This window comes from Shigella sp. FC1967 (assembly GCF_001743005.1).
Classification (GTDB): domain Bacteria; phylum Pseudomonadota; class Gammaproteobacteria; order Enterobacterales; family Enterobacteriaceae; genus Proteus.
Map to the genome: position 1 here is coordinate 1 of NZ_MIIZ01000831.1, position 16,700 is coordinate 16,700.

Below are 16,700 nucleotides of genomic sequence, written 5' to 3' on the forward strand. Positions count from 1 at the left end.
AAAAAGCGTTACGAGGTCTTGAAGTTGGGGCGACAGGATTCGATCCTAAAGTTGATTTAGATGACCCTGAAGCATTAACAAAAATTCGTCGTGAACTAAAAGAAGCAGGCTCAGACCGAATTTGGTATATCGCGGATGCTTTCCGAGCAGGACTATCTGTTGATGGTGTCTTTAACCTCACTAATATTGACCGCTGGTTCTTAGTTCAAATAGAAGAAATTGTTCGCCTTGAAGAAAAAGTCAGCGAAGTGGGTATAAAAGGGTTAAGTGCTGATTTCTTGCGTCACTTAAAACGTAAAGGTTTTGCTGATGCGCGTTTAGCTAAAGTACTTAACGTAAAAGAAGATGTTATTCGCCAATTGCGGGAGCAATATCAACTCCATCCTGTTTATAAACGTGTTGATACTTGTGCGGCAGAATTTGCTACTGATACGGCTTATATGTACTCAACTTATGAAGATGAGTGCGAGGCAAATCCACATCAAGATAAACCGAAAGTCATGATCTTAGGTGGGGGACCAAACCGCATAGGCCAAGGGATTGAATTTGATTATTGCTGTGTACATGCAGCGCTTGCGTTACGTGAAGACGGCTACGAAACCATCATGGTGAACTGTAACCCTGAAACGGTTTCAACGGATTACGACACTTCTGACAGACTCTATTTTGAACCTGTTACATTAGAAGATGTGCTTGAAATTGCGCGTATCGAAAAACCGAAAGGGGTTATCGTGCAATATGGTGGACAAACACCATTAAAATTAGCCAGAGCGCTAGAAGCTGAAGGTGTACCAATCATCGGGACAGCGCCAGATGCTATTGATAAAGCCGAAGATCGTGAGCGTTTCCAAAAAGCGGTTGATAAATTAGGGCTTAAACAGCCTGAGAATGCCACTGTAACCGCGTTAGAAGAGGCGGTAGAAAAAGCACAATTGATTGGCTATCCGCTGGTCGTTCGTCCTTCTTATGTACTTGGTGGACGTGCAATGGAAATTGTTTATGACGAGGTTGATTTACGCCGCTATTTCCAAACTGCAGTGAGTGTGTCAAACGATGCCCCTGTCTTATTAGACCGTTTTCTTGATGATGCGATTGAAGTCGATATTGATGCGATTTGTGACGGTACACAAGTTGTGATTGGTGGCATTATGGAGCATATAGAACAAGCGGGGGTTCACTCAGGTGACTCAGCTTGCTCATTGCCTGCTTATACTCTAAGCAAAGACATTCAGGATGTGATGCGTAAACAAGTCCGTGAACTTGCGTTTGAATTAGGTGTAAAAGGGTTGATGAATGCACAGTTCGCGGTAAAAGGTGATGATGTTTATCTTATTGAAGTCAATCCTCGAGCCGCTCGTACCGTACCTTTTGTGTCAAAAGCCACGGGAGTGCCATTAGCCAAAGTCGCCGCGCGTGTCATGATGGGGCAAAGCCTTGATGCACAGGGGGTAACAAAAGAAGTTATTCCACCTTATTACGCTGTAAAAGAGGTCGTTTTACCTTTCAATAAGTTTGCCGGCGTGGATCCGATTTTAGGACCAGAAATGCGCTCAACAGGCGAAGTCATGGGCGTTGGCGCAACCTTTGCTCAAGCCTTTGCTAAAGCGATGTTAGGCAGCAGTTCTACCATGAAGAAAAAAAGGTAGGGCACTTCTTTCTGTGCGTGAGGGTGATAAAAAGCGAGTTGTTGATTTAGCGACGAAATTACTAAAAAGTGGATTTGAATTAGATGCGACACATGGTACAGCCATTGTATTAGGTGAGGCGGGAATCAATCCACGTTTAGTGAACAAAGTACATGAAGGACGACCACATATTGAAGATAGAATTAAAAATGGCGAATATGACTATATTGTTAATACGACTTCTGGTCGTCAAGCCATTGAAGATTCTAAAATTATTCGTCGCAGTGCATTAAGATATAAAGTCCATTATGATACGACGTTAAATGGCGGATTTGCGACAACACTGTCATTAACGGCGGATCCAACGGCAAGTGTTATTTCAGTTCAAGAAATGCATAAAAAGATAAAATAAAAATTAAGTTTATTTATTATCGTAATTAAGATCCTGCATATGAGAAAACACATATTCGGGATCCTTTCTATTGCCATTCAGAAAAGATAATTTCTGGAAAAAACAAAAGCCACATTATTATTAATAATAATGTGGCTTTAAATTTAATCTATTTAGTATTTGTAGATGCCGTTACCGCCATTCCATTTAAATGTATCAGTCATTTCTGTTTTATTTCCATGTACTTCTATGATTAGTTTAAATACACCATCGCCTGAGTCTGGTTCCCAACATTCTTTATCAACGGCATCATCTAATGTTTTTGTCTCAAATGCATGCATCACTCCCGAGCCTTTCTGCAAGGTAAAAGAAGATGGATAAACTATACTTTGATTAATGACTCCTTGCGTATAACTCGATGGATTTAATGTTATATTATTTATTTCCGCAGTTAACTTGATTGGATAAAGCAATTTGTCAGGCTCACCCTTAAATTGTATTTCAGGTATGGCGATGAAGTTTATAGACCTTATTTCCATACCGGTTCGGCAATATGTAGCTGAGGTACCATCATCTGTATGTATAAATTTAGAATGGAATTGAATTGCCATTAAACTTCTAGCTGTTGCTACGGAAATAGATTTAACTGCAATATTATATTCTTTAGTATAAGGCGTATTATTGAAATCATATGTGCTCACTTTTAATTTCAAATTTTGTGGCTTATTAATATATTCTTCAGGTAGAACGAATAAAGCTGGAGTAGATATATTGTTTTTAGGCTGATAATCTTGTCTTTCAAGTAATTGAATTAACTTATTGTCTTTATCATACAGTGCAAAGTTAATAGCGAAAGGTGTTTCCGGTGAACTCCAATTAACAGTAAATTGATTATCCGTGGTGTAAATAGGTTCCCAAGATAAATCGCTTGAATTTGAAGCAATAGCATTGTGACCACCAGACTGAAATGTGATTGAATCAATATTCACATGAGGCGTAGGTTTTACTCTAACAGAATAACTATTCTCATAATTATGATAATAATCATCATCTTTAATTGATAATGTGAGTGTGGCATTTCCCAACTTTAAGTGAGTGATCTTACCTTCTGGAGTCACTTCTACAATATCTGGATCACTACTACTCCAAATGGCATGAACTGTAGTCGGTATTTCGGGCGTTGGTTTTTGAGCAGTCACTATGCCAGTTGATAATGCATCAACAATTATTATCTCTGTTGAATTTTTAAAACGATAATTGATTGTTCCTTTATCTTGTGTGTAATTAATGACTGTACTTGATGATTTAAATTGCTCCGTTGATTCAGATAATACGGTAATAGCGGTATCACCTGGCTTTATTGGTGTAATTTTTCCTTGATCATCGATGGCTATTATCGTTTTTTTTGTAATTGATAAATTGTTTAGGTGGTGGGTTGTTTACTGCATCTTTATTGTTATATAAAAGCACCACTTGTTGTGGAATATTATCATCCCAAATGGAATGTAATTGAGTTTCCTTCGCCATTAATCCAATATCTGCTTTTTCAATAACTAAAGGATAACTCGTTTGAGCGGGTTGATATTGATCATTACCAGATGTTTGGAGTGTGATAATGACAGTGCCTGCTTTTTTCATCGAAATACTACCGTTAGTCGTATTAATAGAGGCTATAGTTGGATCGGAACTAGACCACATCACGTTAATATTATTCGGCAATCCCGTATAGCCTAATGCACTGATAGGCGCTGAAGCGTAGGTCTCTTGCTGAATTTTTTTGTCAAAAATAATATCAGGTTTCGGGATAGTCACTTTAATGGTTAATGGTTTTGCAATGGTTAATCCTTCCGCTTCAGCGGTTAAGATAATATCTGTTTTAATATGGGAAGTAAGATTGGTTTGATATTTACCATTTCCTAATGAATTTAGTGGGTTATCACTAAAATTAGGTTTACCACTGGTTGTTTTTTATCGAAACTTTTTTTACCATCAATAGTATTACCGTATTTATCCATTAAATTTACAGTGAGTAGGGCGCTATCTTTATCATCTCCTCCTATTGATTGACGGTTACTGTCAAAAGTTGATTTATTGGCATCAATATTCGTTGGATTTACAGTGACATCTTGAATCGGCTTATGATTATTTAAATCAAGATAAGCGCTCATCTTCAATATACCAGCAACTTTGCTGGTGACTTTTGTTTTTGCAATACCTTTAGCATCTGTATAGGTACTAAAGTTATAATCATCGGCTAAACCTTGTAATTTCCATGACACAATAATGTGAGGCAATATATTGTCATTAGCATCCACAATGGTTGCTTGATAGTTAACACCCTTATCTCCAGCAATCATGCTTGTTCTATCGACGTCAACAGATTTTACTCGCCAAGTTGTTGCATCAGCACGAAGTTGTAAGGTTTTTTGTTTTTTGAAATCCACACCATTCACTTTAACACTTAATTGTGCCGTACCTGATTTAGTCCCCGTTGCTTCAATTTCATAATGACCCGGAGAGACTTGTTTGGCTGGACTAAAGTGAATAGTTGGGTTATTAGAGATCCCTTCAACTTGCTGATCTGGCAGAATATTACCGCCTTTATCTTTAATTGCTAAAGTAAGCAATGCTGTATCTGTGCCATTGGCGATGATTGTTTCGGGTATTAAGTTGATTTCTGAACTGTTTTCATCAACATCATCCGCCACAAAATTGACATCGGGAGCCGAATAACTACCTGAAATTAATACGGCATTCACTTTAGCAATACCCGCTGGATTACGTGTTAACTCAACGTTGGCAATCCCTTTATTGTCTGTAAATGTCAGCGGTTTAGCCAGTAAGCTATCTTTATCCGTTATCCATGTTACATCCACGCCACTGTTAACGGGGTTATCATGTTTATCGCTGATATAAGCGCTATAACTGATAGTATCGCCTGCATGAGGATGTGAATTACTTATCACAAACCTGTCAACTTTGGCTGTCTGGTTATTAGGCAGAACAGTTAATGTCGCTGTTTGTGTGAGCGTGACTGAATTAACTTTAGCACTAATGGTTGTTTGACCGGCTTTTAATGCACTCACTTGAGCTTGATAAACCCCAGTTGAGATTTCATTAAATGCAGTTGTGGTTGCGGTTAAATCAGTACCGTAGCTAACGCTGATTTTTTTCTCTAGCCCTGTTAATAAATTAGCGTATTTATCTTTTAATGTTAACGTAATTCGAGAGTGACCTATTTCAGAAATAATCGTGCTAGGGGTAAGCGATAATTGAGATTTATCAGCAGATATCACATCAGTATTAAAGTTAATAGGATGGTCTGCATCGAGAGATTGTTGGCTATCAAGCATCGCTGTCACTTGCGCAGTGCCCGCTTGTGTACTGCTTAAGGTAATTTCTGCAATCCCATTTTTATCCGTTTTACTGATAGGTAATGAAAGTTTACCTAGAGAGGTTAACCACCCCACGTCAACACCTTTCACATTTGAGTTACCTTGTTTATCAACAATTTCTGCACGGATTACGACGCTATCAGTACCATTTGCGGTAACATCGAAAGGTGCGATAACATTAACTGCATTAATCCTGACATTTTGCTTGTCAGCAATAAAACCAAGAGGATGAGTTAACTTAAAGTTATTACTTGCATTAGTATATTCAACATGAATAAGGCTAATACCTTCTTGTCTACCGCGGATGGTCGTTTGATAAACGCCAGTATTAATTTCTTTAATGTCACTGAATTTAATGGTGCTATTATCACCCGAGAACGTAATAAATTTTTCTTGTTTAGGCACTGGGTTATCAAATTTATCCTTTAAGATTATTGTGCCAGTAGCAAGTGATTGACCATTAGCAATAATAGATTGAGGTTCAATCAAAAATGTACTTTGTGATGCATTGGCTAGACCTGCAATAAAATGAAGGTTTTTTGTGTCACTTTGACCATTTCCCAGTGTTGCTGTAATAGTAGTCGGTTGTGCTTCAGTGCCTTTTATGACAACTTGTACATAACCATTGTCATCAGTTTTGACCATATTTTCACTCAACACATTATGGGTTGAATGCCAGAATACAGATTGTTTTATTAATGGATTATTTTCAGCATCAGTAACATGAGCCATTAAAGTGATCGTATCGTTATTATCTGCAATCGCTTCTGTTTTGTTATTTACTGTCGTTAAGACAATATTGGCACTATTCGGATTGGCAATAGCGTTTAGTGTCACTTGCGCTTTTTCTTTATTTAAAAGCGTGGCAATAATATTTGTCGTCCCTGCTTTTTTGGTGCGAATTCGATTAGTTGTTTGCCCTTGATTATCAGTCACACTCTTTTGTTTATCGAGTGTGCTTGAGGCACTAGATTGCCATTCGACAGTAACGTTAGGCAATTTATTACCAAATTTATCTTTTACTACGGCGGTGACTATCGCTTGTTCTTTATTGTCTGCAATTAATTCAGTTTTATTTGTGGTTAACGTGATTAAACCTTGCTGGTTATTAGCAATAAAAGTAATAGGTAATGCATCGAGTGATTCATTACTGATACTGGCAGTGACAATCACATCAAAGGCTTGCGTACTCGTCACTGTCGTTTGAGCAATACCTTGGTTATCTGTTGTTGAAATTTCATTAATAGCAACAACTTGTTGATCGCGGTTAGTAGACCAAATGACTTTTGCATTCGGTAAGATATTGTGATTTTTATCTTCAACGACAGCGGTAAATGTGACTGTTGTTTTGCCATCAGCAATATAAGGTGGTGCTGATGGAGTCACCGAAATAATCTTACCATTCGATAAATCAGCAATAAATTGCGTTGTTTTTTTCGTGGTTATCTTATTAACCAGCACAGCAACTGTTACCGTACCTGATATCTTGCTGGTCATGGTTGTTGATGCATTACCTTGATTATCTGTTAATAATTCGGTTTCTTTAAGTTGCGCTTGATTATCAGCAGATAATTGAATTTTGGCATTGGGGACAGGGTTGTTATTTTTATCAACGATATTTAAATCAATTAACTTTTGATCCGTTCCATTAGCAAATGAACTGTTTGGGCTAATAGTGAAAGTCTTTATTTTGGCTGAGTTAATATCAGCAATAAAATCAACATTAGTTGAATAGGTAATATTTCTAACATTAGCATTAACCGTGCTTTTACCTATATGTGTATTGGTGATTGGAACTATAATTTTACCTTCAGCATCTGTGTTGGCTTGTCCAATAATCGTTGCACCATTATCCGCTGTAAAAGAGACGGGATAGTTAGGAATTCTATTCGCATTAATGTCCGTTACGATAACTTGAATTTTATTTTGGGTTATACCATCGGCAGGTGCGTGGTTTTTAAGTACGGTTAATCCCCCTTTAGAAATGATGGCAGAATGTATATCAGCGACAAAAGTCACTTGTGCTTGATTAAAGATGTTATCCCTAAATTTAGGTGTCAACGTCAAAATTTCAGGAGAACTTCCTGCGGTTACAGTGACTTGATATTTCCCTGTATCTATTTGGCTGAAATTAGAGATTTTACTACCACTAACAGGGTTATTAGATTGAACTTGAAGTGAGAGGTCTTCGAAATTGATATCAACAGGAAGATTATCATTATCTAAAATTGATAAAGTCAGATTTTGTGCTGAGTAATTATCTGCGGGCAGTTGTGTGGTTGTAGGTGTAAATTGGCTATTTTGTGTATTGATAGCAGATTGATCAACAATAATTTGACTTTGTACGGGATCAGAACGATTACCTTGTTCATCAATAGCAACGGCGCTTATTGTGTAGCTATTTTTTTCAGAGGAGCCAGTAATATGACGAGGAAGGATAATTGAGTAACTAAGATTATTATTGTGATTAATCTTACCTCCATTGGCAATTAGGCGACTCGCAGACCATTCAATTTGTTTAACGGGATATTTAGAGTGAACTTGTACACCGAGATCTTTTTCTTCTTTTGCGTAACCATTAATTGTTGGTGTAATAGAGAGGAAGACTAAAGTTTTCTTTTTATATTCCAAAACAATGTCATTATTTCTATCAACAAAATCATAGCGATTTCCTGACATTAAACGCATTGCTCGCACATTATTCGGATTAAGTTGTGAAGAGAGTGATTCTCCAAGTCGATATTGGATATTTACATCAAATTTATTATCACTATTATCATTTAAACCAAAACGACGCTCAGCGCCGAGAGTAAGTAAAGGTACCGGCGTATAAGTGAGTCCCGCCGTATAAGCGTGGGGGTTTTCTTGGCGATTATCCTTGCCAAATAAGCCGACTTCTTTACCGTAATATTGTTCAAAAATAAGTTTTGTGCCTAATTGTGGATAAGCAGGTAGGTAGCCTTCTGCACGAATATCCCAACCATTAGCAGGACGTTCGTTATAATCTATAACATCGTCAGAGGTACGCCAGTTTGATAGACGATGGTAGTGATTTGCACTTAACTTAAAATAGTCTCGCCATACTTCCGCACCTACACCAAAACGGCTGTGGTATCGACTTAAATCGTAGTCATAAAAAGCATTAAGACCCACCATAAATTTATCAGCAAAATGCCGATAACCAATGCCTTGGTTTAATTGGCTACGAGAATCTTTACGGTGATAACTGGTTTGAGAAAAAACTAAGTTCTTTGCGCTATCATAGAGTGGAATAAGAAGATCAGCAGAGCTTCCTTCCAAAGTGAATTTTTTGTCTGTTGAAAGTGAGACTTGAGCATGACCAAACTGATTTAACCATTGTTCTATTTGTTGATTGGCTTTACTTGATATTCGGCTTATTGCATATTGCGTCGCATGGGTATCTTTATTTAATAAAGATGAGTTATCGACAATAATTTGAGCAAGTTCTTGTCCGTTAGTTGAAGGGATCGGAATATCTTGATTGTTATTATTTAGCCATTTTTTTGTTAATAAAGCGTCGTCGGGGATATTAAGTGTAATACCTTCTTTTATTTTTTAATTTACCGACTAAAAGAGACATAGTTAGGATTAGCCTCAATAAGTTTAAATAATTTTATATTAAATTGTTTAGCGATAGATTCAGGTGTGTCACCTACTTTAACTAAATAGGTTTTTTGTTCTTTTAACATTTAACAGTTTGTTTTTCTTGATTATTCCCATTAGCAAACACATTGGCTGGAAGGGTTGCTGAGATAGGGAAAACCAGTTGCATAAAGATATTAAACCATGCAACTTTCTTTGTAATAGAAGAGAGTTGAGGTGTTAACCCCACTTTTACATATTGTCATTTTTTATTCTCACCGTAATAAATAATGATGAGATTCTCGTATTTATAGGCGAGTTATATATCAGAAAGTGAAGGTGAATTAATTAATTTATAAATATCTAAAAATTAGAGATCAAAAAATAAAAATGAGAGTAAAAAAAGAGTGAAGAATATTTGGTTATTTGGCGTAGAAAAGCCAATAGAAAATTTATTCTATTGGCCTGTTAATTGGCATCTAAAAATTAGACATCGACAAAAATATCAGGATCAGGGCCTAAACGTTTTTTTCTGCTCAAGAAGCGTAATTTCAGCCAATTCTTCTTTTTCTAATTTAAAATCAAAAATATGGAAGTTTTCTTCTATACGAGAAGGGGTGACTGATTTTGGAATAACGACAAGTCCACTATCTAAATGCCAGCGTAAAACAATTTGTGCTGGTGTTTTATGATATTTTTCAGCCAGTTTTTGAATAATAGGCTGATCAAAGACACCTTCACCTCCCTGTGCTAATGGACTCCAAGATTCGGTGACAATTTTATGGGTTGTATTCCATGCCCTTAACGGTGCTTGTTGCATTAATGGGTGAATTTCAATCTGATTTACCACAGGTGTTACACCTGTTTCGGTAATGAGACGTTCTAGATGTTCTTCTTTAAAATTACAGACACCAATGCTTTTTACTAATCCTTCTTTTTGCAAAATAATCATTTGCTTCCAAGCTTCGATATAAAGCTCTCGTGAAGGCACTGGCCAATGTATTAAATAGAGATCAATATAATCAAGTTGCAAACGCTGGAGACTTTCTAATACGGCACCACGGGCATGAGTTTGATCGTTATTCCATAATTTTGTTGTGATAAAAAGTTCATCACGAGGAACAGTGTTCTGTTTTAATGCTTTACCTACACCTTCTTCATTGTGATAAATCGCTGCCGTATCAAAAAGGCGATAACCTGTATCAAGTGCGTGATGAATCGCGTTAATAACTTGATGATTATCTGCTTTCCAAACACCTAGGCCAAGTTGTGGAATGGTATTTCCATCAGATAATTTGATCAGTTTAGGTTTATCCATTTTTATCTCCAGAGTCGCATAAAGTACTTAGAGTGCCGCTATATAAATACGTTGACTGACTTCTAATGTGATATCTTGATGCTCACCCAGTGCAATTTGTCCATGCTCTTCCAACTTTCGCACTAATGCAGGAATATCTTCTTCACTGATTTTGAAATCAGCCAGTCGAGTTCTAAGTCCCATTAATTCAAAGAATTTTCGAGTTTCATTAATCGCAGTTTCAATTTTAAAAGCATCAGAACCTTGGTTTATACCCCAAACTTTTTGTGCATATTGAATTAACTTGTCGTATTTAGCTTGACGTTTTTCATTTAGTAATGCAGGTAAAACGATGGCGAGGGTTTGCGCATGATCAAGTCCGTGTAAAGCCGTAAGTTCGTGACCTAATGCATGTGTCGCCCAATCTTGAGGAACACCAACACCAAGGATACCATTTAGCGCTTGTGATGCTGTCCACATTATATTAGCACGGATATCATAGTCTGTTGGTGATGTCAGCGCTTTTGGTCCTTGATCAATTAAAATACGTAAAAGACCTTCCGCATACTCATCTTGTACACGCGCATTCACTGGATAAGTGAGATATTGCTCTAAGATATGAATAAAAGCATCAACAACACCGTTGGCGGTTTGTCTTGGAGGTAAAGAATAGGTGGTTGTTGGATCTAAAATAGCGCAATGAGGATAAACATGAGGGCTGGCAAAGCTTTGTTTATCCATGGTCTGTTTTCTGCTGATAACAGAGAAGCTGTTGGTTTCTGTCCCTGTTGCTGGAAGTGTTAATACACAGCTTAAAGGGAGTGCTTTTTCAATAACTTTACCGCGGCTTGTGACAATTTCCCATGGTTCACCTTTATAAGGGATAGCGGCTGCAATAAATTTTGTGCCATCAATCACCGATCCGCCTCCTACCGCTAATAAATGCGTAATACCTTGATATCTGGCATAAGAAACGGCTTTCATTAATGTTTCATAAGAGGGATTGGGTTCAATACCACTAAATTGATGGATTTGATAACCTGGGAGTGCGGTATAGATCTGATCTAAAACGCCGTTGCGTTTAATGCTACCTCCGCCATAAGTTAATAGAATTCTTTCATTTTTTCCGATTTCAGAACGTAATTTTTCTATTTGCCCTTGACCAAAATGAAGGCGAGTGGGGGGAGTAATAAGTAAAGTTTTGCATTTTGTATCCACCTTGATTTGATGTTCTGCAATATAACAATTAATCAGGAAAAAAGTTTTTCACTGTGTCTAGACGAAATAGCATGACATAACCATAACTGTAAGGTTGTAGAAATAAGAGATGAATTATCTTTCTTAATGACTACAACAATTCAAATTGTAGCTAATTTATAAGGAGTAATATGGAAAACCATTATTTAACATTAAACCAAGAACATTGGGATAAACAAGCCGCAATGGAAAATCAGTGGTCTAAACCTGTCAGTGATGAAGACATTATTGCTGCAAAGCAAGGCGACTGGAAAGTCCATTTAACACCTAATCCGGTTAAAAAAGAGTGGTTAGCAGATATTAAAGGTAAAAAAATACTCTGTTTAGCGTCTGCCGGTGGGCAACAAGCGCCTATTTTAGCGGCTGCTGGTGGCATTGTGACGGTATTTGATTTATCTGAAGGTCAATTAAGCAAAGACTATCAATTGGCACAAAAGCATCAGTTAGATTTAGTAACAATTCAAGGAGATATGGCAGATCTAACGGCGTTTGCTGATGAAAGTTTTGATATTATTTTTCATCCTATCTCTAATTTATATGTACCAGATGTCAATCCTGTTTGGCGAGAGTGCTACCGTGTTTTGAAGAAAGGCGGTGTATTGATGGCGAGTTTTTATAATCCAGTTGTATTTGTTGATGATAGAGATCCACAATTGCGCTCACAGGGATTAATGAGGCCAGCTTACCTTATAGCGATCAAGTTTCGCTACCTTCGGAGATCCTTCAAGAAAAAGTCACCAGAGGTGATGGGCTGGTATTTGGTCATTCTTTAACTGACCTTATTGGTGGGCAACTAAAAGCGGGTTTCTTATTACAAGATTTTGTTGAAGATTTTGCTCCTCATGCTCGTTTCTTAGTTGATAGTTATATTCCAACGTTTCTTGCGTCAAAAGCCATTAAGCTTTAGCAACAAACAGATTAAGGTAAAAAGATGACAGTGATAAATATCAACGGATTTTTACTAGGATATTAATAAGATAGGAGATAAGAAAATGAACAACTGAACTTTTGATGTGTTAGATGATTAAAAAAACGCCATTATGATGATTAAAATAATGCGTTTTTCTTAATTACTTATTACTGGTGCTATTTTTACGATGGCGAATATACATCACAATCGAACCAATTAACCCCGCACTTAAGAGTAATACAGGCAATGTCATCAAAATATTCATGACCAGAGTTTCATGTTTTTGTATAAATGGAATAAGGTTTAGTACATAGCCTAAAGAAACAATAATCCCAACCCACAAGAAACCACTTAACCAGTTAAATAGTTGAAAGCGGCGTTGTTCTAATTCAGATAAACCTGCCAAGGTTGGTAATAATGTACGCACAAATCCAATAAAACGACCGAGTAATAATGCATATAAGCCTTGGCGATGGAAGAGATCATTTGCTTTATGATGATATTGCTCTGGTAATTGAGCCATCCAACGTTTAACCACTTTTGTATCACTTAGCCAGCGGCCTTGTAAAAAACCGAGCCAACTCCCAATACTCGCGGCAGCGCCTAATATAATGATAGTCGGGAAAAAGTGTAAAACACCTTTTGCAATTAAGGCACCGCAAAGAATAAGCAGTGTATCTCCTGGTAAAAATGCGGCGGGTAATACCCCGTTTTCCAGCATAATAATAACAAAAAGAACAATATAGATAACCCATAGCACATTGGGATTAGCTAACACCATATAATCGTGCTGCATTAGTGCGTGAATTATCTCTTTTAATGTACCCATTAGCGAACTCGCATTAAAAAAAGGACTTTATGTTCGCTATTCTAACGCAAAATAAAGAGAACGGTTTGATTTAATCCCTGTGGAACCACAGGGATAGATTTTTTTTTATAAAAAATTCATTTTTTATTAAGAAATACGTAAAAATCCTTGTTCTAGATCTTCAATAAGGTCATCTACATTTTCTAATCCAATATGAATACGAAATAATGTTCCTGTAAATATTGGCTGAGTTTCATATTGGCGCATCGCCTTAATATCATTGGGTTGATAACCTAAAATGAGAGACTCAAATCCTCCCCATGAAAATGCCATCTTAAACAATGAGAAGTTATCTAAGAAATGTGCAAATTCTTCAGATGTTAAGATTTTCTTTAAACTAAAAGAGAATAACCCGTTGCTACCCGAGAAATCGCGTTGAAAATATTCATGTCCCTGACAAGAAGCTAACGCAGGGTGATAAACAGTATCAACTAAAGGGTGTTGTTTTAACCAGCGAGCAACTTCTAATGCACTTTGTTCGTGTTGTTTCATCCTGACAGGTAATGTTCTTAACCCTCTTGCTGTCATATAAGCAGTATCAGGATCAACACATTGACCTAATAAATAAGCGTTTTCTCGTAACTGTACCCAACAACGCTCATTAGCCACAGCGAAACCTAACATGCCATCAGAATGGCCATTAATATATTTTGTGGCAGATTGGATTGAAATATCGGCGCCTAATGTGAGTGGTTTAAGCAGTAATCCTGCCGCCCAAGTGTTATCAATCATAATTATGATTTCAGGGTTATATTGGCGAACTGAATTGATTATTCCTTGTAGATCTTGAATTTCCATCGTAATGGATCCCGGAGATTCAAGAAAAACGATTTTTGTTTCGGGACGTAGCAATTGGCTGATTTCTTTGCCGATTAAAGGATCAAAATACGTTGTTGTGACAGCGAATTTACGTAAAAGCTGATCACAAAAATGTTGAGTCGGATCGTAAGCAGAACCTGTCACAAGAATATGTGCACCTTGTTCAATAAATGCGAGTATAGATTGCGTAATGGCTGCCGCACCTGAAGGAAATAGGGCGCAACCTACGCCTTGCTCTAATTCCGTTAAAGCTTCTTGTAAGGCAAAATGTGTGGTTGTACCTCGGCGACCATAAAAAAGCGTACCTTCCGCTCGTTTTTTCGTTGCTTCACGTTTTTGCGCAACGGAATCAAAAATAACAGATGAGGTTCGCTGTATAATTGGATTTACTGCGCCTTGAGAATATTTTTTAGCTCGACCAGAAAGGAGGAGTGAGGTTTCTTGTTTTTTTAGCGTCATCCTTAATACCTTCTTTTAATTGATGGTGTGTTTACCTCAAGTTAATGCATTTTTTGGATAAGTACAAAAGGCTTACGGGGTAATTGATAAAATTTCACGTTACGTGAAAGAACGATAATTTGTCTTAAAAATCGACAAATGAAAAAAAATAGCCAAATAGTAATGATAATTACTATCAAAATGCTTCATGTTTGATATCATTTGAGCGTTTTCTCTTTCCTGATGGCAAACAGGATGATTGTAAGCGAACGATTTTGGGTAAGTAGTGGCGTAAAGATGCTATTACTGAATAAATAAATAGATAAAAAAGAGAGTAAAAGGCCAACTGATGCGTAATTTGACAGCTTCTATTCTATTGGCAATCGGTCTGACAGGCTCTGCTTTTGCGGATACGACTCCTGCCACACCAACGAAACAGCCAACTACTGCTGCCGTTTCTTCAACAGCGACTACACCAACAACTGCTACACCGACTGTTACTGATGCTACGACTTCTACAACAGGTAATGATGTGAAAGCCGTAGAGACTGAAACGACTAAGCCTGACGGTGGTAATACGCCTGTAACAACGGCAGAGAATTCAGAAAATGTACCTTCAGCAACAGAAAATACCTCATCAGAAGTTCAACCTGAATTAGTGACTGGGGGGGGATTTGCCGAAGATTTATCTGTAATGGGTATGTACCGTAATGCTGACTTAGTCGTTAAAAGTGTCATGATTGGCTTACTGTTAGCCTCTATTGTCACTTGGGCACTATTTTTTGCGAAAGGAAGCTATTTGATTTCACTGCGTCGTCGCTTAAGAAATGAGACAGCTCAGTTAGTTGAAGCTAAATCACTCAACGATGCATTAGCAATTAGCAAAAATTTTGGTAATAAGAGCGCAACCGCAGATTTCTTTAATGATGCAGAATTAGAGCGTACTTACTCTCAAGAAAGTAAAGTCGCATCAGGCATTAAAGAGCGTGTTGAAATGCGTATGGAACGCCGCGTTGCAGCCATTATTCGTGAATTAGGTCGCGGTAATGGTTACCTAGCCACAATTGGTGCAATTTCTCCTTTTATCGGCCTTTTTGGTACGGTTTGGGGGATCATGAATAGCTTTATCGGTATTGCACATTCTCAGACGACAAATCTTGCGGTTGTCGCGCCAGGTATTGCTGAAGCCCTATTGGCAACTGCGATTGGTCTGATTGCAGCAATTCCAGCAGTGATTATCTATAACATTTTTGCCCGTATGATCGCAGGTTATCGTGGTGAAATTGGTGATATCGCAACCGGTGTGGTGACATTAGTCAGCCGTGATTTAGATATCGAAAACAGCAAAGCAAGGTAATGAATTATGGCAATGCGTCTTGGTGATGATTCAGGTGATGATAATGAATTGCATGATATCAATGTGACGCCTTTTATTGATGTCATGTTGGTTCTGCTCATTATCTTTATGGTGGCGGCACCCTTAGCTACTGTTGATATAAAAGTAAATTTACCCGCTTCGAGTGCTAAACCACAGCCTCGCCCTGAGAAGCCTGTTTATTTAACAATTAAGTCAGATAAACAAATTTTCATTGGTGAAGAGATGGTCACACATGAAACGATGGCGAATGTATTAGATACCCTGACACAAGCAAACAAAGAGACAACAATCTTTTTCCAAGCAGATAAAACGGTTGATTATGAAACGTTAATGTCGGCGATGGATTCGCTAAGAAAAGCGGGTTATCTCAAAGTTGGACTCGTGGGAATGGAAACCGTCTCCACGGGGGGGTAAAATTTAGCAAATAAGTCATTTTCTAAGTATTATTACGCTATTTTAAAAGCACTTTATTTGTCGTTGTGAAATGATGAATAAAGTGTTTTTTGTTGTATAAAAAAATAGCATTTTTATTTTTTACCATTTTTAATGGTTATCGAGATTATTAATAAAATTGAGTTAGAACTAAATTTAACTTTAGTATTAAATAATATTAATAATAGATAGATTAAGTTACAGAATAAATAATTAATTAAGTTTATTGAGTAATGGTAGGCTGAATCAATTAATGCTAAGTAGATATCATTATTTGAAAGCCTCTA

8 protein-coding genes and 4 pseudogenes are annotated in these 16,700 nt (G+C 37.3%); 4 read left to right on the forward strand and 8 right to left on the reverse strand.

Annotated features, from left to right (window positions below):
• Window positions 1-2,037, forward strand: a pseudogene (gene carB, locus BHE89_RS13930) (carbamoyl-phosphate synthase large subunit); the annotation flags it as partial.
• Between the two features lie 152 nt (window positions 2,038-2,189).
• Here carB and BHE89_RS13935 read toward each other — a convergent pair.
• The 6 genes and pseudogenes from BHE89_RS13935 to BHE89_RS13960 all read right to left on the reverse strand — a co-directional run bounded on the left by BHE89_RS13935 (window position 2,190) and on the right by BHE89_RS13960 (window position 11,518).
• Window positions 2,190-3,215 (reverse strand): hypothetical protein, encoded by a 1,026-nt coding sequence (locus BHE89_RS13935; protein ID WP_128860552.1) that lies wholly within the window; start codon window positions 3,213-3,215, stop codon window positions 2,190-2,192.
• A 181-nt stretch (window positions 3,216-3,396) separates the two neighbouring features.
• Window positions 3,397-3,828: a hypothetical protein gene (locus tag BHE89_RS13940; RefSeq protein ID WP_128860553.1), complete on the reverse strand. Its 432-nt coding sequence runs from the start codon at window positions 3,826-3,828 to the stop codon at window positions 3,397-3,399.
• A 113-nt stretch (window positions 3,829-3,941) separates the two neighbouring features.
• A complete protein-coding gene (locus BHE89_RS13945) occupies window positions 3,942-8,984 on the reverse strand; it encodes an Ig-like domain-containing protein (protein ID WP_353615135.1) in 5,043 nt (1,680 codons plus the stop codon).
• 130 nt (window positions 8,985-9,114) lie between these two features.
• Complete coding sequence (locus BHE89_RS23805; RefSeq protein WP_171742505.1) at window positions 9,115-9,264, reverse strand: hypothetical protein; 150 nt, start codon at window positions 9,262-9,264, stop codon at window positions 9,115-9,117.
• Window positions 9,265-9,500: 236 nt separating this feature from the next.
• Window positions 9,501-10,332, reverse strand: a pseudogene (gene dkgA, locus BHE89_RS13955) (2,5-didehydrogluconate reductase DkgA).
• Between the two features lie 27 nt (window positions 10,333-10,359).
• Window positions 10,360-11,518: pseudogene (locus tag BHE89_RS13960) on the reverse strand (iron-containing alcohol dehydrogenase).
• Window positions 11,519-11,699: 181 nt separating this feature from the next.
• On the opposite strand from BHE89_RS13960, the pseudogene BHE89_RS13965 reads away from it, so the two are divergent.
• A pseudogene (locus tag BHE89_RS13965) lies at window positions 11,700-12,475 on the forward strand (class I SAM-dependent methyltransferase).
• A gap of 163 nt (window positions 12,476-12,638) precedes the next feature.
• Here BHE89_RS13965 and BHE89_RS13970 read toward each other — a convergent pair.
• Window positions 12,639-13,307: a DedA family protein gene (locus BHE89_RS13970; RefSeq protein WP_069368633.1), complete on the reverse strand. Its 669-nt coding sequence runs from the start codon at window positions 13,305-13,307 to the stop codon at window positions 12,639-12,641.
• 126 nt (window positions 13,308-13,433) lie between these two features.
• Window positions 13,434-14,624, reverse strand: coding sequence for a cystathionine beta-lyase (gene metC / locus BHE89_RS13975; protein ID WP_069368632.1), 1,191 nt, complete (start codon window positions 14,622-14,624; stop codon window positions 13,434-13,436).
• A 328-nt stretch (window positions 14,625-14,952) separates the two neighbouring features.
• On the opposite strand from metC, the gene exbB reads away from it, so the two are divergent.
• The gene (exbB, locus tag BHE89_RS13980; RefSeq protein ID WP_069368631.1) at window positions 14,953-15,960 is read left to right on the forward strand and encodes a tonB-system energizer ExbB; all 1,008 of its coding nucleotides are present in this window, start codon (window positions 14,953-14,955) and stop codon (window positions 15,958-15,960) included.
• Window positions 15,961-15,966: 6 nt separating this feature from the next.
• Window positions 15,967-16,395, forward strand: a complete 429-nt coding sequence (gene exbD / locus BHE89_RS13985) for a TonB system transport protein ExbD (protein WP_023580921.1) — start codon at window positions 15,967-15,969, stop codon at window positions 16,393-16,395.
• The last annotated feature ends 305 nt before the right edge of the window (window positions 16,396-16,700 follow it).